We start from the raw sequence: 19976 nt of genomic DNA, 5'->3' as shown, positions 1-19976 counted from the left end.
TAATATATACAATAAAGTCTGACATACTATAACACAATTTATTTTCATAATAAATACGTTTATGTATAATGTTTAGTGATAAGGAGTGCAAATATGAAAAAACTACTATTTATCATAACAGTTATCATTTTAACCATAGTTGTATCTGCTTGTGGAAATGAAACAAAAAGAGATATTAAACAATTTGAAAGTCAATATAAAGAAATTCATCAAAAACAACACAGTGTAGAAAAAGTTATGGATAAAATACCATTAAAAGAGTTAGATAATTTAAGTAAAACTGATACCACTGATAAAAATAAAAAAGAATTTCGTGCACTTCAGCAGGATATTAATAACTATTTGATACCTGAGTTTAAAAAATATAAAAATTCAACTCAACATTTAACAGCAGATACTAATGAAGTTAAGCACTTGAAAGAGGATTATCTAAAAACTGTTGAAAATAAAGAGAAATCTATATATGATTTAAAAGAATTTGTAGATTTATGTAATCGCTCAATTAAAGATAATGAAGATATTTTGGATTATACTAAATTATTCGAGAAAAATAGAACTGAAGTGGAGTCTGACATTAATAAAGCACAAAATAAAGAAGATGCAAGTCAACTTAAATCAAAATTGGAAGAAAATAATCAACAATTAAAAGATACTGCTAAAAAATATTTAAATTCTTCAAATAATGATTCTGACTCAGCGAAAGAAGCAATCAAAGATCATATTTCACCACTTATTGACAAACAAATTACGGATATTAATAAAACAAATATTTCTGATAATCATGTTGATAATGCTAGAAAAAATGCAATTGAGATGTATTATAGTTTGCAAAATTATTATGATACGAGAGTAGATACGATTAAAACTAGCGAAAAATTAGCTCAAATTGATGTTGATCGATTGCCAAAAGAGGGAAAAGATATATCAGAAATGGATAAATCGTTCAAAAGAGAATTTAAAAAAATAAAAGAAAGTATAAATTAAATGCTATCTGAATTTAAAAAATTGAAAATTTATGGTTAACATTACATAGCAGAGTGTGTATAATTGTACCCATTGATAAGATTTTAGGGATAAAAATTTCACGCATATGCTTAGTATGAAGTGATAAATATTTTTAGAGGTGAATAGAATGGCTATTAAGCTGAGTTCAATTGACCAGTTTGAACAAGTATTAGAAGAAAATAAATATGTTTTTGTATTAAAACACAGTGAAACTTGTCCAATTTCTGCAAATGCGTATGATCAATTTAATAAGTTTTTATATGAAAGAGACATAGATGGTTATTATCTAATCGTTCAACAAGAGCGTAAACTATCTGATTATATCGCAGAGAAAACAAACGTAAAACACGAATCACCACAAGCTTTTTATTTTGTAGATGGTGAAATGAAGTGGAATGCAGATCACGATGATATTAACGTTTCTCAACTTGCTCAAGCTGAGGAATAATTAGAAAAGAATGAAATGATGAAGTAGCTTGCCTCAAATGTCAATGTTAGACAGATACAGGCAAGCTATTCTTATGTTATGAAAATTTTAAAATAGTTATGTATAATGTGATAATAAGTATAATTAATGGACATAATAAAGAACATGCAGAAGATATGTTATTTCTTTAATGTCAAATCATTGTTACTTAGATTTATAGATTATTCTCATACATCCTTTAGTATGTTTAAAATAATTTTTGGAAAAGAGAAAAATAAGGTGGTTAAGACAATGAAAGTTTTAGTAGCCATGGACGAATTTAATGAAATTATTTCTAGTTACCAAGCTAATAGATATGTTGAAGAAGCGGTAGCAAGTCAAATTGAAGATGCAGATATCGTTCAAGTTCCACTATTTAACGGTCGTCACGAATTATTAGATTCAGTCTTTCTTTGGCAATCAGGAAATAAATATCGTGTGAGTGCGCATGATGCTGACATGAAAGAAACCGAAGCAATATATGGACAAACGGATAGTGGTATGACTATTATCGAAGGGCACTTATTTTTAAATGGCAAAAAACCTATTCAACATCGATCAAGTTACGGTTTGGGAGAGGTTATAAAAGCAGCATTGGACAATCATACAGAACATCTTGTTATCTCTTTAGGTGGAATAGGAAGTTTTGATGGCGGTGCAGGCATGTTGCAAGCATTGGGTGCAAGATTTTATGATGATGAAGCACAAATTGTCGATATGAGGAAAGGTGCAGATTTAATAAAATATATTAGACGTATTGATTTATCAGGTGTTCATCCACAATTAGCGAAGGTAAACATTCAATTAATGTCAGATTTCTCAAGTCGGTTGTATGGGAAAAAAAGTGAAATCATGCAAACATACGAATCATTAGATCTGTCTCAAAATGAAGCAGCCGAGATAGATAATTTAATTTGGTATTTTAGTGAATTATTTAAGAATGAATTGAAAATAGCAATGGGACCAATCGAGCGCGGTGGTGCTGGAGGTGGTATAGCAGCTGTATTAAATAGTCTCTATCAAGCTGAGATTTTAACAAGCCATGAATTAGTGAATCAAATCACACATTTAGAAAACTTAATTCAACAGGCAGATCTTATTATTTTCGGAGAAGGTTTGAAAGAAGAAGATCAAATTCTAGAGACTACAACAATACGTATAGCAGAACTTACCCAACAATACAACAAGCCAGCTATTGCAATTTGTGCTACAAATGATAAATTTGATTTGTTTGAATCGTTGAATGTTACAGCAATGTTTAATACATTTATTGATATGCCTGATTCATATACAGATTTTAAGATGGGTATTCAAATCAGACATTACACAGTACAAGCACTAAAATTATTGAAAACGCAAATAAACTTACCGCTTTCATCCTAATATTAGAAAAAGTTTTCATACACATTCAATTTAAAAGCCATTGACAGTAAGAGTAGCTTTTAGAGCTACATACTGACAATGGCTTTTTATGTTATTTATAAGATTGATGGCTGTTTGCTACTTCTTGAGCAATACCAACGACAACATGAACAGCTTTTTCCATTACATCGATAGAAGCGTATTCAAAAGGACCGTGGAAATTGCCACACCCCGTAAAAATATTAGGTGTAGGTAACCCCATAAAAGATAATTGTGATCCATCTGTACCGCCTCGAATAGGTTCAGTGTTAGGTACGATGTCTAAAGCGTCAAAGACACGTTTAGGTATATCTATGATGTGTTTCAAAGGTTTAATTTTTTCGGCCATGTTAAAATATTGGTCATGTACATCTACTTTAATTGGAAAATGATTATAATGAACATTAATATCATCACGAATTTCCATCATGCGTTTTTTACGTAGCTCAAACTGCTCTTTATCATGGTCGCGAATAATATATTGTAGAGTTGCTTTTTCAACATTACCTGTAAAATTCATTAAATGATAGAACCCTTCGTATCCTTCAGTTCTTTCAGGTACTTCATGTGAAGGAAGTAAAGTATTAAACTGTTGACCTAAACTAATTGCATTAACCATGGCATTTTTAGCTGAACCTGGATGAACGTTAACACCGTGACAAGTGACAGTTACTTCTGCTGCATTGAAACTTTCGAATTGTAGTTCTCCTAATTGACTGCCATCCATTGTATATGCAAAATCTGCATTAAATCGACTAACATCAAATTGATGCGGGCCTCGTCCAATTTCTTCATCAGGTGTAAAGCCTACTCGAATTGTACCGTGTTTAATTTCAGGATGATCAATTAAATACTTTATACCTTCCATTATTTCCACAACACCTGCTTTATCATCGGCGCCTAGTAGAGATGTACCATCTGTCACCATTAGTGTATGCCCCACAACTTTATTTAATTCAGGAAAAACATCAGGATCTAAGATACGCTGAGATTCACCAAGTTTGATAGGTTGCCCATTATAGGCTTCAATGATATGCGGATTTACATGAGAAGCATTGAAATCTGGTGAAGTGTCTACATGTGCTAAAAAACCGACAGTAGGTACATTATAATTAATATTGCTTTCGAGTGTAGCAAATAAGTAACCATGTTCATCCATGTCTGTTTTAAGCCCTAATGATTGAAGCTCTTCTTCCAATAGATTTAATAAATCCCACTGTTTATTCGTAGATGGCGTAGTCTTGGAATCAGGATTAGATTGTGTATCAATTTTTACATATCTCGTTAATCTTTCGATAATTTGTTTCTTCATACGAGTTCATCCCCTTAGATTTATACTCTATTATTCATATTATAGGATTTTTTATAAGTTTTACCCTTGATTTTACCATAATATTGCTTGATGCGTGAATAAATGTAATAGACGATTTCAGATACAAGTATACCGAATGCAATTGCACCAGAAATGAGTGTTACCTCTAAAAAAGTATTAACTGCATTCGTGTAATCATTTGATACTAAAAATCTTGTAGCTTCATATGCTGCGCCACCTGGAACGAGAGGTATAATGCCGGGGACGATAAATATAATAACAGGTTGCTTGTACCGTCTACTCATTGTATGACTCATTAATCCTAATATTAGACTTCCTAAAAATGAAGCGCCAACTTTACCTAAATCCATACCTACTGTCATCTGATATATTGTCCAAGCAACAGCTCCAACAAATCCACAAGCTAACAGTAATTTTTTAGGTGCATTAAATATAATTGAAAAAAGGACTGTGGCAATGAAACTAATGATAAAGTGAAACAGATAAATAAACATAACTAACAGCCTTTCTTATAATAATAGTAATACAATAGCTACGCCTGCACCAATAGCAAATGCAGTTAAAGCAGCTTCAACACCACGTGACATACCAGCAAGTAACTCTCCGGCAAGTAAGTCACGAATAGCGTTAGTAATCAAAATACCAGGAACGAGAGGCATGACACTTGCAATAGTAATAATGTCTTGATTTTTAGCTATACCTAGTTTAGTGAATATTGCTGCAATGCTAATAACAACAGCAGATGCCACAAACTCTGAAAAGAATTTAATTTGTATATACTTTTGCACGAAACTAAACGTTAAAAAAGCTATGCCACCCGCTAGACATGCAATCCAAGCGTCGGAAGCTACGCCACCAAACATGAATAAGAAAAAACCACAAGCTACAAAGGCAGCAATGAGATTTGTTAAGAAAGAAAACTGAAGAGACGCACGTTTAAGTTGCAGTAACTCGTTTTTTGCTTCGTCAATTGTAAGTTGCTTACTCGAAATTTTACGAGATAGGCTATTGGTTAAAGCAATTTTCTCAAGGTCGGTTGTACGCTCGCGAATACGAATCAATCTTGTACTAGTACGATCATTTAATGAGAAAATAATTGCAGTTGATGTCACAAAACTGTATGTATCATGTAAACCATAACTATGGGCAATACGATTCATTGTATCCTCAATTCGATATGTTTCAGCGCCTGCTTCAAGTAAGATTCGCCCAGCAATTAAGACTACATCAATTACTTTATTTTCATCAATGATAGTGATTGAATCTGACATATCTCATCACCTCCGAAGCTATTTAATATTTTTATGAACAATTGAAGTTTACAACTTGAAGACTTAAGTTTCAATAGAGAGCTTGATTTTAATAACATTTTCAATACTAATTAAAAATAGTAAAAAAATGCTATGCATAACTGTATACGCTTTAATGATTTTTTACGTAGCAGTTAACATAGCATTTAGATTGATTATAATTTGACAATAGGATTAAACATGACTTTATTTCTTCCTTCACTTTTAGCCACATGTACCATATCATCAGCATCTTTAAATACTTTACGTTGAGATTTACGATCATCTTGAGTTAAGTATCCAACACCAATTGAAACTGATAGCTTGATTACTTCTTTGTTTGGTAGGTGGAAAGAAGATTTTTCAACACCGCTTCGAATATTTTCTGCTAATTTCACGCTTTGATCTAGTGTGTAATCTCTGATTACAACAGAAAATTCTTCGCCACCGTTTCTAAAGATTTTGAACTGGTTTGGAACATAGTTTTTTAATAGTTGAGACATTTGTTTGAGAACAGCATCTCCTGATTGGTGTGAATAATGATCGTTTACATCTTTAAAGCCATCGATATCAATGAGAAGTAAGGCTAAACTTTGTTTCTTTTCTTCAGCTTTACTTGAGACCTCATTTAAGTGTCTATCAAATTCTTTTACATTACCTAGACCTGTAAGATAATCGTATTTATCTTCATTTTCATAACGATTGACTAAAGAGAAAAAGTGCCATATATCAACGAATGTTATTGCTGAAGCAATTGTAATAATAAATGAAATAGGGATAAGCACTAAAATCTCTACGAGTTCATAAATAGGACTTAATAATGCTAAAAATAACAAAATGACAATGCTAATCAAATTTAAAATAAGTAAAGAAATGATATCGTTTTGCTTTAAAAATGGTCCAACTGCACTGACAATACCTGCAATAACGATTAATGTAATACCATAAATAATTGAGTTTCCAAAGATAAATACATCGACTAAAGATACGATAAAAGCAGCCGTGAGTGTATATATCATGTTGGTATAACGTCCTAAAAACAAAAGAGGTACAAATGTTAAATGAACGAGGTATTCGTTCTGAAACGGGATAGGGTATGCCGCTAAAAGTAAAGAAACGAATGTCATTAGTACAGTTACATATTCTTTAGAAAAAATCATTCTTTTATTTTCAGAATATTGTAACCTATGAAATAAATATATTCCTGCCACCATGACAGATATGTTATATATGATAGCTTCAAACATTTCCATACCGACTCCTTTTTTAACCATTAGCTATTGTAAGTGAAAACTTACAATTTGTCATCATCTAGCAACAGAAATTACACACAAACAATGGTATTTAATGTTAAAATAAGCACTTAAATGGTATGATTAAAAAAATGTATAGACAATACAAAGATAATGTAAAGGTTAATCTTTGTAATTTAGACAATAGCTATGTAACATGGATATTTATGATTTTAGTTCAATGAAAACGACATTTATGGTTGATAAATATTTGCGCATATAAATATTGCATTAAAAATGATAGATAACAAATTTTACATAGCGTGAGGTACAACTTATTCAATGAAGGTGAACTGATGTATACACTATTACTTATAGCTTTTACTATGATAGTCAGTTTAATAATTACACCCATTATTATTGTAATATCAAAAAAATTAGATTTAGTAGATCGTCCTAATTTCAGAAAAGTACATACGAAACCTATCTCAGTGATGGGAGGAACGGTCATTTTATTTTCTTTCTTAATAGGGATTTGGCTCGGACACCCTATTGAACGTGAGGTTAAACCGCTTATATTAGGTGCAATTACAATGTATATGGTTGGATTGATTGATGATATTTACGATCTAAGACCTTATTTAAAGTTAGCAGGTCAAATTGTTGCAGCTTTAATTGTTACGTTTTATGGAATTACAATAGACTTTATTTCATTGCCAATTGGACCAACGATTCATTTTGGCATATTTAGTATTCCTATTACAGTAATATGGATTGTAGCAATTACCAATGCTATTAATCTTATCGACGGACTTGATGGACTTGCCTCAGGCGTCTCAGCATTGGCATTAATGACTATTGGATTCATCGCTATTTTACAAGCGAACATATTTATTATCATGATTTGTTGTGTACTTTTAGGGTCTTTACTTGGTTTCTTGTTTTATAACTTTCACCCAGCGAAAATTTTCCTAGGTGATAGTGGCGCATTAATGATAGGATTTATTATCGGTTTCTTATCATTACTCGGCTTTAAAAACATCACATTTATTGCTTTATTCTTTCCTATTGTTATATTAGCAGTGCCATTTATTGATACATTGTTTGCAATGATTCGTCGAATGAAAAAAGGACAACATATAATGCAAGCAGACAAGTCACATTTACATCATAAATTACTTGCTTTAGGATATACCCATAGACAAACCGTTTTACTTATTTATTCAATAGCGATTATGTTTAGTTTATCTAGTGTTATCCTCTATTTGTCCCAACCTTTGGGTGCACTTATGATGTTCATTCTCATTGTCTTTACGATTGAGTTGATCGTTGAATTTACTGGATTAATAGATGATAATTATCGACCAATATTAAATTTAATTACAAAAAAAGGGAATGGCAAGCCACATCATTATGATGAACATCATCGTTCATAATAAAAAACACTATGTAGGTCATAAGCACGCGTTGCTTTAACTTACATAGTGTTTTTTATTTAATTGGTTTCAATATCAAAAGGTAATAGTTTAATGTCTTCTTGTTTCAAATCATAATTTCCGGAAGTAATTCGATTTAAAAAGTCTATAAAAGTATCATATTCATTTTTTACTACGTCAATTTGATAACTTACTTTATCGGTATAAAATTGTTCTCTTAATAAGAATGTGGTAGAGGCAAGTTCATATTCAAATTTTCCTGTCTGATCATAATCTAACGTAACGGTTACTGGAATAGCTTCTCTTAATTCGACTCTACCCATATCATATATCACGTCACGCACGGCGCCACTATATGCCCTAATAAGACCGCCTGCACCTAATTTGATACCACCGAAGTAGCGTGTCACGACGACGCAAACATTGTGTATCTCTAATTTTTTCAGTATCTCAAGCATTGGGATGCCGGCTGTTCCACTTGGTTCGCCATCGTCGTTTGCTTTTTGAATATTCATCTCCGGTCCGACAGTATAGGCTGAGCAATTATGAGTTGCATCTTTATGCTTTATTTTAATTTCATCTATAAAAGCTTTTGCTTCATTTTCAGTCGAAACAGGCTTAATATATGCTATAAAGCGTGATTTACTTATCACATTTTCAATTGAATGTGCTTGTTTAATAGTAATTATGGATTTATCCATCTTATTTTTGCCACCTACAATTCAGTTTTCTAACAATATTATACACGTAACAAGATAGGTTCTAAATTATTACGATGATATTTTCTTTTTTAAAAAATTATTGTATCATAACTATGAGTATAATTGAGGAGGATAAGTATTAAGATGAAGATTGCAGTTATGACCGATTCTACAAGTTATTTACCACAACATATAATAGATCAATATAACATACCAGTCGCTTCACTAAGTGTAACTTTCGATGATGGAGTGAATTTCACTGAGAGTGATGATTTTTCTGTAGATGATTTTTATAAAAAAATGGCTTCATCTAAAACTATACCAACAACAAGCCAACCTGCTATTGGCGATTGGATTGAGAATTTTGAAAGATTAAGAGAACAAGGATACACTGATGTCATCGTGATTAACTTATCAAGTGGTATAAGCGGAAGCTATCCTTCAGCAACACAAGCTGGTGAAATGGTTGAAGATATTCAAGTACATACGTTTGATAGCCGTCTTGCTGCGATGATTGAAGGTAGCTTTGCAATTTACGCTGCTCAATTGGTACAAAAGGGATATAAACCTGATGATATTATTAATGAACTAACTGAAATAAGACAACATATTGGTGCATACTTAATTGTTGATGATTTAAAAAATTTACAAAAAAGTGGTCGTATCACTGGAGCTCAAGCTTGGGTAGGTACATTGTTGAAAATGAAACCTGTCTTGCATTTTGAAGAAGATGGTAAAATACATCCACACGAAAAAGTACGTACAAAAAAACGTGCGCTAAAATCTTTAGAAACAAACATTTTTAAAGAAATAGAAGGCTTGGAAGATGTGACTGTATTTGTAATAAACGGTGATAAAACAGAAGATGGAAAGTCATTTCTTCAGCAATTAAAGGAAGATCATCCTAATGTTCATATTCAGTATTGTGAATTTGGACCAGTGATAGCATCACATTTAGGATCAGGCGGTTTAGGATTGGGTTACTTCCCAAGAAGAATAGACATTAATTAATATATAATCAAAAGTCTGAAAGCTTGATAGGAAAGAACACAGTGGTAATATCATTAGATATCACTTGTGTTCGCTTATTTGAGTATTTCAGACTTTTTTTGAAAGTAGTGAAATAAAATTAAATATTACGGCAGACTTATTTCTCCAACGCATCAACTTGAAGATGAATTAGTATCTCAAGTTTCAAAAGGTGTTATAAAAGACAGTGAGCGTTGGTATTGTATTCAATGTGGAAACACTTCTTTGCAATATTTTGTGACTTACAATTCAACGATATTGGATAAAACAATCACATACTGTAGGCGATGCATTCAACTAGGCAGAATGGATAGTATTACAGATATATGTCTCGTAAAAAGTTTTCAAAAAGCAACAAAAGCGAATTATCAGTTACCCTTTGAATTATCAAAGCAACAGCAATACGCTTCAGAAGCTATCATTCAAGCTATAAAAAATAATAATGATCTCTTGTTATATGCCGTCACAGGAGCAGGGAAAACTGAAATGATGTTTGAGGGTATAAGGATAGCTCGTCAAATGGGACATAATATTGCCATCGTATCACCTCGTGTAGACGTTATTATTGAGATAAGTCATCGAATTAAAGATGCTTTTATCGATGAACGTATAGATGTGCTACATCAATCCAGTAGACAGCAATATAATGGTCATTTTGTTATTGCTACTATCCATCAATTATTGAGATTTAAACAGCATTTTGATACTGTATTTGTCGATGAGGTAGATGCTTTTCCGTTGTCTATGGATCCACAATTATCAAATGCAATACAACTTGCTTCAAAATTGAATCATTCACATATTTTCATGACGGCCACACCACCGCGTCATTTTTTAAAACAATTCCCCCCAGAAAAAATAATTAAGTTACCAGCCCGTTTTCACCGACACCCTCTACCTATTCCTAAGTTCAAATATTTCAAATTAAAATCAACACGAAAACAAAATTTATTACTTAATTTATTTAGAAATCAAATTAACCAACAACGTTTTACTTTGGTCTTTTTTAATAATATAGAGATAATGAATAAAACGTATCAACAGTATAAAATGGACATCGCTGATTTGATTTGCGTTCACAGTGAAGATGATTTACGATTTGAAAAAATTGAAGATTTAAGACGAGGACAATACAAAATTGTATTCACTACAACTATTTTAGAAAGAGGATTCACCATGACACACTTAGATGTTGTTGTAGTTGATGCAGGAAGTTTTCAACAAGAGGCTTTAATTCAAATTGCTGGTCGCGTAGGACGTAAACAGCAGTCTCCAAGTGGCTTAGTTTTATTTCTTCATGAAGGTGTTACATTATCGATGGTTTTAGCTAAAAGAAACATTATTTCAATGAATCGGTTGGCAATTAAAAGGGGATGGGTTGATGCATAAATGTATCCAGTGCAATCAAACTATTCAAGAAACCATTCATATTTATAACTTATTTAAACCACCTCAGATATTTTGTGAAAGATGTGAAACATTATGGCTTAACTCCAAAATTCATAAAGATGGTAGGTGTCCTAAGTGTCTTAATAACAAAATCTCTACTGATGGCGAATGTCATGACTGTCAATTTTTAAGTAAAACATTTTATTTAATGGAACAATTGTTTTGTGATTATAGTTATGATGGTGTGATGAAAGAAATCATACACCAGTATAAGATTATGCGAGACTTCTATTTAGCAGAAGTATTGGCAAGAAGATTAGTTTTACCTCAAACGCAATATGATTATATAGTTCCAATTCCTTCTCCAATTGAACGCGATATTGAACGTACATTTAATCCGGTGACCACTGTCTTAGATAAAATGGGCATCTCATATCAAGATGTATTAGGTACACATATACGTCCTAAGCAGTCAAAGTTAGGAAAGGTTGAACGTTCAAAAGCCTCTAATCCATTTTATATAAAAGATGAAGAGATAAATATCGAAGGGAAAGTAATACTACTCATAGATGATATTTATACAACAGGGTTAACGATTCATCACGCGGGGTGTAAATTATATGATAAAAAAGTCAGAAAATTCAAAGTGTTTGCGTTTGCACGATAACATAAACATGGTAAAATATAGGTAAGAAGTATCAATATAGAGGTTTAAGGAGAGATTACTATGATTAGATTTGAAATTCATGGAGATAACCTCACTATCACAGATGCAATTCGCAACTATATTGAGGAGAAAGTAGGTAAATTAGAAAGATATTTTAACAATGTGCCAAATGCTGTAGCACATGTTAGAGTTAAAACTTATTCTAATTCTACAACTAAAATTGAAGTTACAATTCCTTTAAAAGATGTCACTCTTAGGGCTGAAGAAAGACATGATGATTTATATGCAGGTATTGATTTAATTACTAACAAATTGGAAAGACAAGTACGTAAATACAAAACTCGTGTAAATCGTAAACATAGAGATCGTGGAGATCAAGATATCTTTGTTGCTGAAGTACAAGAGTCTACAGCAAACAATCAAGCAGATGATATAGAAAGTGAAAATGATATTGAAATTATTCGTTCTAAACAATTCAGCTTAAAACCAATGGATTCTGAGGAAGCAGTATTGCAAATGAATTTATTGGGACATGATTTCTTTATTTTTACCGATAGAGAAACTGATGGTACGAGCATTGTTTATAGACGAAAAGATGGCAAATACGGTCTGATTGAAACAACTGAATAAATTGACTTGTATATTATAGACTATAATATTGCCAAAGTTGAATTAAGAATTCTTATCAGTTTATTGAATAAGGTAATAATGATTAATAGAATCAGGGTTACCAATACACATATGTATTCTTAGTTTGCTTGACTACAAATATAGAAGTTAATAAACATAGGCTGGGGCATTGTTTTGATATGTTCACTTCAAAGTAGATATGACATTAATCAAGCTTTGGAGTTCGTATTCTTAATAAGTGTCTCAGCTTATTTTGTTTGCTTAAATTTTGAATTAATAACCTAAATGAGTAATTAATAGACAGTATGCTTACAAATATGCTAGTGTGATTTGACGATTTATATTTAAACTTTGATTTTAAATTCCTATATTAGTTAAAGGTATTGCGTTACATTATTTTTTAAAAACGTGTTTGATTGCGAGAAAAAAATGATTGCAACGTGTTAAAATAAAATTGTTGTTAATTGAAGTGTCTATAGACATTTTACAATATAAATGAGTGTCTATAAAAATAAGGCTGTTGCTAGTTGAATCAAAGTGAAGTGTTGTGAAATATTGAGTTAACACGCATTACTTCATGAGTATATAAGTATAAATTTAGCGATATAAATGATAAGATAAATTGTTGTAAGCCAAACAGTTTTTAGTTAAAGGAGCGACGCGTGCAATGGGATTTTTATCGAAAATTGTTGACGGCAATAAAAAAGAAATTAAAAGATTAGGTAAGTTAGCAGATAAAGTACTTGCTTTAGAGGAAGATACTGCGATATTAACCGATGAAGAAATACGTGAAAAAACAAAATCTTTTCAAAAAGAGTTAGCAGAAATTGAAGATGTAAAAAAACAAAATGATTATTTAGATAAAATTTTACCTGAAGCTTATGCACTTGTACGTGAGGGGTCAAAGAGAGTATTTAATATGATTCCTTATAAAGTACAAGTAATGGGTGGTATTGCTATACATAAAGGTGATATTGCGGAAATGAGAACAGGTGAAGGGAAAACATTGACTGCAACCATGCCGACGTATTTGAATGCTTTAGCCGGTAGAGGTGTACATGTTATTACAGTCAATGAATATTTATCAAGTTCACAAAGTGAAGAAATGGCTGAACTATATAACTATCTTGGCTTAACTGTAGGTTTGAACTTAAATAGTAAGTCAACTGAAGAAAAACGTGAGGCTTACGCACAAGACATCACTTATAGTACGAATAATGAACTTGGGTTTGATTATCTTAGAGATAATATGGTGAACTATGCTGAAGAGAGAGTAATGCGTCCTCTACATTTTGCAATTATTGATGAGGTCGATTCCATATTAATCGACGAAGCAAGAACACCTTTAATTATTTCTGGTGAAGCGGAAAAATCTACTTCTTTATATACTCAAGCAAATGTTTTTGCAAAAATGCTTAAAGCTGAAGATGATTATAACTATGACGAAAAAACCAAAGCTGTACATCTTACAGAACAAGGTGCAGATAAAGCTGAACGTATGTTCAAGGTAGATAATCTTTATGATGTTCAAAATGTGGAAGTGATTAGTCATATTAATACAGCTTTAAGAGCTCATGTTACATTACAACGCGACGTTGATTACATGGTCGTTGACGGTGAAGTATTAATAGTTGACCAATTTACTGGACGTACAATGCCTGGACGTCGTTTTTCTGAAGGTTTACACCAAGCAATTGAAGCTAAAGAAGGCGTAGCAATTCAAAATGAGTCTAAAACGATGGCATCCATTACTTTCCAAAACTATTTCAGAATGTATAATAAGTTAGCGGGGATGACTGGTACAGCGAAAACCGAAGAGGAAGAATTTCGTAATATCTATAATATGACAGTTACTCAAATTCCAACTAACAAACCTGTTCAACGTAAAGATAATTCAGATTTAATTTATATTAGTCAAAAAGGTAAGTTTGATGCGGTAGTTGAAGATGTTGTAGAAAAACATAAAAAAGGGCAACCCGTCTTACTAGGTACTGTTGCTGTTGAGACTTCTGAATATATTTCAAATTTACTAAAAAAACGTGGTGTCAGACATGACGTATTAAACGCTAAAAATCATGAACGAGAAGCTGAAATCGTTTCAAATGCTGGGCAAAAAGGTGCAGTTACAATTGCCACAAATATGGCTGGACGTGGAACAGATATTAAACTTGGTGATGGTGTTGAAGAGTTAGGTGGACTTGCTGTTATTGGTACTGAGCGTCATGAATCAAGACGTATTGATGATCAATTACGTGGACGTTCAGGACGCCAAGGTGATAGAGGAGATAGTCGTTTTTACCTATCTTTACAAGATGAATTAATGGTACGTTTTGGTTCAGAACGCTTACAGAAAATGATGAACCGTTTAGGAATGGATGATTCGACGCCAATCGAGTCGAAAATGGTATCTCGTGCTGTAGAATCAGCTCAAAAACGAGTAGAAGGTAATAACTTTGATGCGCGTAAACGTATTCTAGAATATGATGAAGTTTTACGTAAGCAACGTGAAATTATTTATAATGAGCGTAATGAAATCATTGATAGTGAAGACAGTTCTCAAGTCGTTAACGCGATGTTACGTTCTACATTGCAACGTGCGATTAATCATTTTATTAATGAAGAAGACGATAATCCGGACTATACGCCATTTATTAATTACGTTAATGATGTGTTCTTGCAAGAAGGAGATCTTCAAGATAGAGAAATTAAAGGTAAAGATTCAGAAGATATTTTTGAAATTGTGTGGTCTAAAATTGAAAAAGCGTATGCACAGCAACAAGAAACATTAGGAGACCAAATGAGTGAATTTGAGCGGATGATTTTATTACGTTCAATTGATACACATTGGACTGATCATATTGATACGATGGATCAATTGCGTCAAGGTATTCATTTACGTTCATATGCACAACAAAACCCACTTCGTGATTATCAAAATGAAGGTCATGAATTATTTGATATCATGATGCAAAATATCGAGGAAGATACATGTAAGTATATCTTGAAATCAGTGGTTCAGTTTGAAGATGATGTAGAACGTGAAAAATCTAAAAGCTTTGGTGAAGCAAAACATGTAACTGCTGAAGATGGCAAAGAAAAAGCAAAGCCACAACCGATTGTAAAAGGTGATCAGGTAGGTAGAAATGATCCATGCCCATGTGGTAGTGGTAAAAAATATAAAAATTGTCATGGAAAAGCGTAATCAATAAAATAGTTTAAATTTAAAGGCTGAGGCATATCTAATTATGAATGACTCAGTCTTTATTTACATCGCTTGTAAGTTAAATGCTTAGTAATATGATATAGAGATGAAATGGCCGTTTATTTTTAAAAAATAGGCATATACTGTATGATATAAATATTATGACATAGTATGATTAAATAGGAGAGAAGATGAATGGAATTATCTGAGATTAAACGAAATTTAGAAGAATATCAAAATCACTTAAATCAAATTAGGGGGTCTCTTTGACTTAGAAAATAAAGAGACCAACATACAAGAGTATGAAGAAATGATGACTGATCCCGATTTTTGGAATGATCAAACTAAAGCACAAGATATCATTGATAAGAACAATGCACTAAAATCTATAGTAAGTGGGTATTATCAACTGACAAATGCTGTCGACGATATGAGTGCGACGAGAGAGTTATTACAAGAAGAATATGATGAGGATATGAAGAAAGAATTAGAAGAGGAAGTTCAGCAATTTGAAGAACAAATCGATCAATATGAGTTACAATTACTCCTCGACGGACCACATGATGCAAATAATGCTATATTAGAGCTTCATCCCGGTGCTGGCGGTACAGAATCACAAGATTGGGCAAGTATGCTTCTTAGGATGTATCAACGTTACTGTGAACAAAATGGCTTTAAAGTTGAAACAGTTGATTATCTTCCAGGAGATGAAGCAGGCGTTAAAAGTGTTACATTACTTATAAAAGGGCATAATGCTTATGGATATTTAAAGGCAGAAAAGGGTGTTCATCGTTTAGTTAGAATTTCACCTTTCGATTCATCTGGTAGACGACATACTTCTTTTGCATCATGTGATGTTATTCCTGATTTTAATAATGATGAAATTGAAATTGAGATTAACCCAGATGATATTACAGTGGATACTTTTAGAGCTTCAGGCGCTGGTGGACAACATATTAACAAAACTGAGTCTGCAATTAGAATTACACATCACCCTACAGGTATTGTAGTCAACAACCAAAATGAACGATCTCAAATAAAAAATAGAGAAGCTGCAATGAAAATGTTGAAGTCCAAACTTTATCAATTAAAGTTAGAAGAGCAAGAGCAAGAAATGGCTGAAATTCGTGGCGAACAAAAAGACATTGGATGGGGAAGTCAGATTCGTTCTTACGTCTTTCATCCATATTCAATGGTTAAAGATCATCGTACGAATGAAGAAACTGGTAAAGTAGACGCTGTTATGGATGGAGAAATAGGCCCATTCATAGAAGCTTATTTAAGAAAAGAAATGGATCGACAAGACATATAATTGATACACGCATAATCATTATTTGATTTATCGATGATTATGCGTATTTTTCATTAAACAGAAAACAGACAAAATAGGGAGTTTATTTTTTAAGCTATATGTACTTTATATGTAGTCTGCATTTTCTAATGTTACCGAAGTAAATTTAGTCTCAGACGAGAATGACTTAAATTTGACCTGTACATCATAAGGTTAGGAACTAGTAGAGTAGATAATTATTTCCGGGTGTAAAAACACTCTTTTTAACTATTATATTACATCAATATAACAATACCCTTAGCCTCATTTGATTGTGCTATATTAAATTTGTGAATTAATAATCAACTAGCAAAGGAATGACAACTAGATGAAAAAAACGCTAACTGTAACGTTAAGTTCGATTGCAGCTTTTATTGCAATTAACACTGCAGCTAACGCACAAGAATCTGAGACGTCGCAACTAGACTCATATGCAACGAGTGATGTAATTACAAATCAATCAAACTTAGGTATTTACACTGTAAAACCTGGAGATAGTTTATATAAAATTGCTTTAGAACATCATCTTACTTTAGAAGAACTTTATGCTTTAAATCCTGGTATAGAACCTCTTATTTTTCCAGGAGATGAAATTGTAGTATCTGAAACTGCATTTGAACAATTTAATAACACAAACACATTCGTAAATTATGAAACTAACTATATTCCAGTAGGATATAATAATGTATCAACTGATACATCCAACACTACTTATGATAATTATAACAGTGAATCAACTGATACATACTCTGTGCCAAACGCCTACAATGGTCTAAGAAGTGTATCTAACTCAGGTAATTTATACACTACTGGTCAATGTACTTATTATGCATTCGATCGTCGCGCTGAGCTAGGGAAACCAATTGGAAGTCTATGGGGCAACGCTAGTAACTGGGCATATTCAGCTAATCAGGCTGGCTTTAATGTAGATCACACACCTGAGGTTGGTGCTGTATTCCAAAGTGGTTCGGGTCAAAATGGGGCTGGCGCTTATGGACATGTTGGCGTTGTTGAATCAATCAATTCTAATGGTTCTGTAACTGTTTCGGAAATGAACTGGAATGGTGGCGTTAACGTAAAATCTTACAGAACTATTAGCAATCCTAATTCATATAATTACATTCACTAAATGACTATTTATATTCAAGGTGTGAATGAATTTCGCGTATAACTGTCTCTTATGTTATATAAACGTTCTAGACAATTAAATTGAACATCATGTTGGTAGAACAACTTCTTCATATATATCAACATGTTTTATCCATAAGTTACGTATTAGAGTAGAATAGTGAGTTCAAAATGAATTCATTATTCTACTTTTTCTTTTATAATAAAATAGAAATGATTTACATGATAATTTACTTTCAATAATAATATTGATTGATATAATAACAATAAGAATATAGACTAATTTTAATATTAAGGAGGTGTCTTATTATGGGAATGCATCAATATTTTAAAAGACTATCAGATTTAGAAAAATTAACAAGATTACCAGGTAAATTTAAATATTTTGAACATAATGTTGCTGCTCATTCTTTTAAAGTAACTAAAATTGCGCAATATTTAGCTACTGTCGAAGAATATCATGGAAATAAAATCGATTGGAAGAGTCTCTATGAAAAGTCACTCAACCACGACTTTGCTGAAGTGTTTACAGGTGATATCAAAACACCGGTAAAATACGCAAGTAAGGAATTAAAACATTTATTCTCCCAAGTTGAAGAAGAAATGGTAGATACGTTTATCAAAGAGGAGATACCAACACAATATCAGCACGTGTATCGTGAACGTTTACAAGAAGGTAAAGATGATTCTCTAGAAGGACAAATTCTATCTGTTGCTGATAAAATTGATTTATTGTATGAAACATTTGGAGAAATACAAAAACGTAATCCTGAGCCACTATTTTTTGAAATATATGAAATGAGTTTAGAAACTATTATACAATTTGATCACTTAGAATCTGTAAAAGATTTTATTGAAAATGTAATACCTGAAATGCTCACAGAAAACTTTATTCCTCGAACTGAATTACGTGAAACAACAATGTCAATTCTAAGCAGAAGAAATGGGTGACGATAATGATTTGGTATGTTTGTGCGGCCTTCTTTCCTTGTATATTAGTTGTGCTGTTTAGTGTGGTGACTAGAAGTAAATGGATTGGTACATTAGTCACATTGATAATAATAGGTGCATCAGTTTATAAAGGATTCTTTCACAACGAATGGATTATTTTTATAGATGTGACAAGTTTATTAGCTGGTTATTTAATAATTGATCAACTTGAATTTCATAAGAACCAAAATGATTCTTAAGATGTGTTTATGCAAACAAAAATTTTGAAGTATTTGTTTTTTTGATTTATTATTATTTTAAACTGTAATTATAGTGATTCTGATTTAATTTAAAAATTGTTGGATTATTATTTATTGTTCATTTTTTACTTTAAATTAATGTTTATATTATTTTGAATATTAAGTAATCCATGGTGTAAACATTAATAACTAAATATTAAATAGTAAATATTTTAATGACAATAACATAATAATTGATACATTGTGAATATAAAAGCGAAAGATTTTAAAGTACAGTGTGTATATAATATGTATTTGATTGTACTTTTAAAAAAACATCGCACAGCATACATTACTGATAAATAAAGCTCTAAGACAATTTCTTGCATTAGAAATCATCTTAGAGCTCTTGTTTTAGAATAAGCATTAAAAATGTTAAATTTCACAAGCGAACAAATGTTTGTATTGTTCTTTTAGAATTTGTTAAAATAGAAAATGATATTCATGAAAAAGTAATTGATACGAGATGTGTAAAATCTTTATAAATGATAACAATAATAGGAGGCGTA

General features: G+C 31.9%; 18 protein-coding genes. 13 read left to right on the top strand and 5 right to left on the bottom strand.

Annotation, left to right across the window (positions count from 1 at the left end; genetic code table 11):
• Positions 1 to 93 precede the first annotated feature (93 nt).
• From NST35_RS09920 to NST35_RS09910, 3 genes are all read left to right on the top strand, one after another.
• Entirely contained in the window at positions 94 to 984 is an 891-nt protein-coding gene (locus tag NST35_RS09920; protein WP_002445931.1) for an EMYY motif lipoprotein, read from the top strand.
• Positions 985 to 1132: 148 nt separating this feature from the next.
• Positions 1133 to 1453 (top strand): bacillithiol system redox-active protein YtxJ, encoded by a 321-nt coding sequence (gene ytxJ, locus NST35_RS09915; RefSeq protein ID WP_001829675.1) that lies wholly within the window; start codon positions 1133 to 1135, stop codon positions 1451 to 1453.
• 270 nt (positions 1454 to 1723) lie between these two features.
• A complete protein-coding gene (locus NST35_RS09910; protein WP_002457596.1) occupies positions 1724 to 2854 on the top strand; it encodes a glycerate kinase in 1131 nt (376 codons plus the stop codon).
• Between the two features lie 91 nt (positions 2855 to 2945).
• Here the strand turns inward: NST35_RS09910 and pepT are convergent, their stop codons facing one another.
• The 4 genes from pepT to gdpS form a co-directional block, all read right to left on the bottom strand.
• Complete coding sequence (pepT, locus tag NST35_RS09905; RefSeq protein ID WP_002457595.1) at positions 2946 to 4184, bottom strand: peptidase T; 1239 nt, start codon at positions 4182 to 4184, stop codon at positions 2946 to 2948.
• 20 nt (positions 4185 to 4204) lie between these two features.
• Positions 4205 to 4699, bottom strand: a complete 495-nt coding sequence (locus tag NST35_RS09900) for a threonine/serine exporter family protein (protein WP_002445934.1) — start codon at positions 4697 to 4699, stop codon at positions 4205 to 4207.
• A gap of 15 nt (positions 4700 to 4714) precedes the next feature.
• The gene (locus NST35_RS09895) at positions 4715 to 5476 is read right to left on the bottom strand and encodes a threonine/serine exporter family protein (RefSeq protein WP_002445935.1); all 762 of its coding nucleotides are present in this window, start codon (positions 5474 to 5476) and stop codon (positions 4715 to 4717) included.
• A gap of 194 nt (positions 5477 to 5670) precedes the next feature.
• The gene (gdpS, locus tag NST35_RS09890) at positions 5671 to 6741 is read right to left on the bottom strand and encodes a GGDEF domain-containing protein GdpS (RefSeq protein WP_002457594.1); all 1071 of its coding nucleotides are present in this window, start codon (positions 6739 to 6741) and stop codon (positions 5671 to 5673) included.
• Between the two features lie 341 nt (positions 6742 to 7082).
• Here gdpS and NST35_RS09885 point away from each other — a divergent pair, with 341 nt between their 5' ends.
• The gene (locus tag NST35_RS09885) at positions 7083 to 8162 is read left to right on the top strand and encodes a glycosyltransferase family 4 protein (RefSeq protein WP_002457593.1); all 1080 of its coding nucleotides are present in this window, start codon (positions 7083 to 7085) and stop codon (positions 8160 to 8162) included.
• 59 nt (positions 8163 to 8221) lie between these two features.
• Here NST35_RS09885 and NST35_RS09880 read toward each other — a convergent pair whose 3' ends face one another.
• Entirely contained in the window at positions 8222 to 8863 is a 642-nt protein-coding gene (locus tag NST35_RS09880; RefSeq protein WP_002445938.1) for a YigZ family protein, read from the bottom strand.
• A gap of 144 nt (positions 8864 to 9007) precedes the next feature.
• On the opposite strand from NST35_RS09880, the gene fakB1 reads away from it, so the two are divergent.
• From fakB1 to NST35_RS09835, 9 genes are all read left to right on the top strand, one after another.
• Positions 9008 to 9874, top strand: a complete 867-nt coding sequence (gene fakB1, locus NST35_RS09875) for a fatty acid kinase binding subunit FakB1 (RefSeq protein ID WP_002445939.1) — start codon at positions 9008 to 9010, stop codon at positions 9872 to 9874.
• Between the two features lie 324 nt (positions 9875 to 10198).
• Complete coding sequence (locus tag NST35_RS09870; protein WP_340747305.1) at positions 10199 to 11281, top strand: DEAD/DEAH box helicase family protein; 1083 nt, start codon at positions 10199 to 10201, stop codon at positions 11279 to 11281.
• A complete protein-coding gene (locus NST35_RS09865; protein ID WP_002445941.1) occupies positions 11274 to 11948 on the top strand; it encodes a ComF family protein in 675 nt (224 codons plus the stop codon). Before NST35_RS09870 ends, NST35_RS09865 begins: the two co-directional genes overlap by 8 nt.
• A 60-nt stretch (positions 11949 to 12008) precedes the next feature.
• Positions 12009 to 12578 carry a ribosome hibernation-promoting factor, HPF/YfiA family gene (gene hpf, locus NST35_RS09860; protein ID WP_002445942.1) on the top strand — a complete coding sequence of 190 codons (570 nt, stop codon included), beginning with the start codon at positions 12009 to 12011 and terminating at the stop codon, positions 12576 to 12578.
• Positions 12579 to 13245: 667 nt separating this feature from the next.
• Positions 13246 to 15780: a preprotein translocase subunit SecA gene (gene secA / locus NST35_RS09855; protein ID WP_002445943.1), complete on the top strand. Its 2535-nt coding sequence runs from the start codon at positions 13246 to 13248 to the stop codon at positions 15778 to 15780.
• Between the two features lie 195 nt (positions 15781 to 15975).
• Positions 15976 to 17092, top strand: a protein-coding gene (gene prfB, locus NST35_RS09850; protein WP_099816410.1) for a peptide chain release factor 2 whose coding sequence is annotated in 2 segments (ribosomal slippage) — positions 15976 to 16047 and positions 16049 to 17092 — 1116 coding nt in all. Because the reading frame shifts where the segments join, the coding sequence is not laid out codon by codon here.
• A 346-nt stretch (positions 17093 to 17438) separates the two neighbouring features.
• Positions 17439 to 18239 carry a COG3942 and LysM peptidoglycan-binding domain-containing protein gene (locus NST35_RS09845; RefSeq protein ID WP_002445945.1) on the top strand — a complete coding sequence of 267 codons (801 nt, stop codon included), beginning with the start codon at positions 17439 to 17441 and terminating at the stop codon, positions 18237 to 18239.
• Between the two features lie 308 nt (positions 18240 to 18547).
• Positions 18548 to 19189, top strand: a complete 642-nt coding sequence (locus tag NST35_RS09840) for a YfbR-like 5'-deoxynucleotidase (protein ID WP_002445946.1) — start codon at positions 18548 to 18550, stop codon at positions 19187 to 19189.
• Between the two features lie 5 nt (positions 19190 to 19194).
• On the top strand, positions 19195 to 19428 hold the full coding sequence (locus NST35_RS09835) for a CsbA family protein (protein ID WP_002445947.1): 234 nt from the start codon (positions 19195 to 19197) through the stop codon (positions 19426 to 19428).
• Positions 19429 to 19976: the final 548 nt, after the last annotated feature.

The sequence above is a fragment of the Staphylococcus sp. FSL W8-0304 genome, assembly GCF_038006565.1.
Classification (GTDB): domain Bacteria; phylum Bacillota; class Bacilli; order Staphylococcales; family Staphylococcaceae; genus Staphylococcus; species Staphylococcus epidermidis.
The sequence above is the reverse complement of the archived record's forward strand: the minus strand, read 5'-3'. Positions and strand labels throughout refer to the sequence as shown.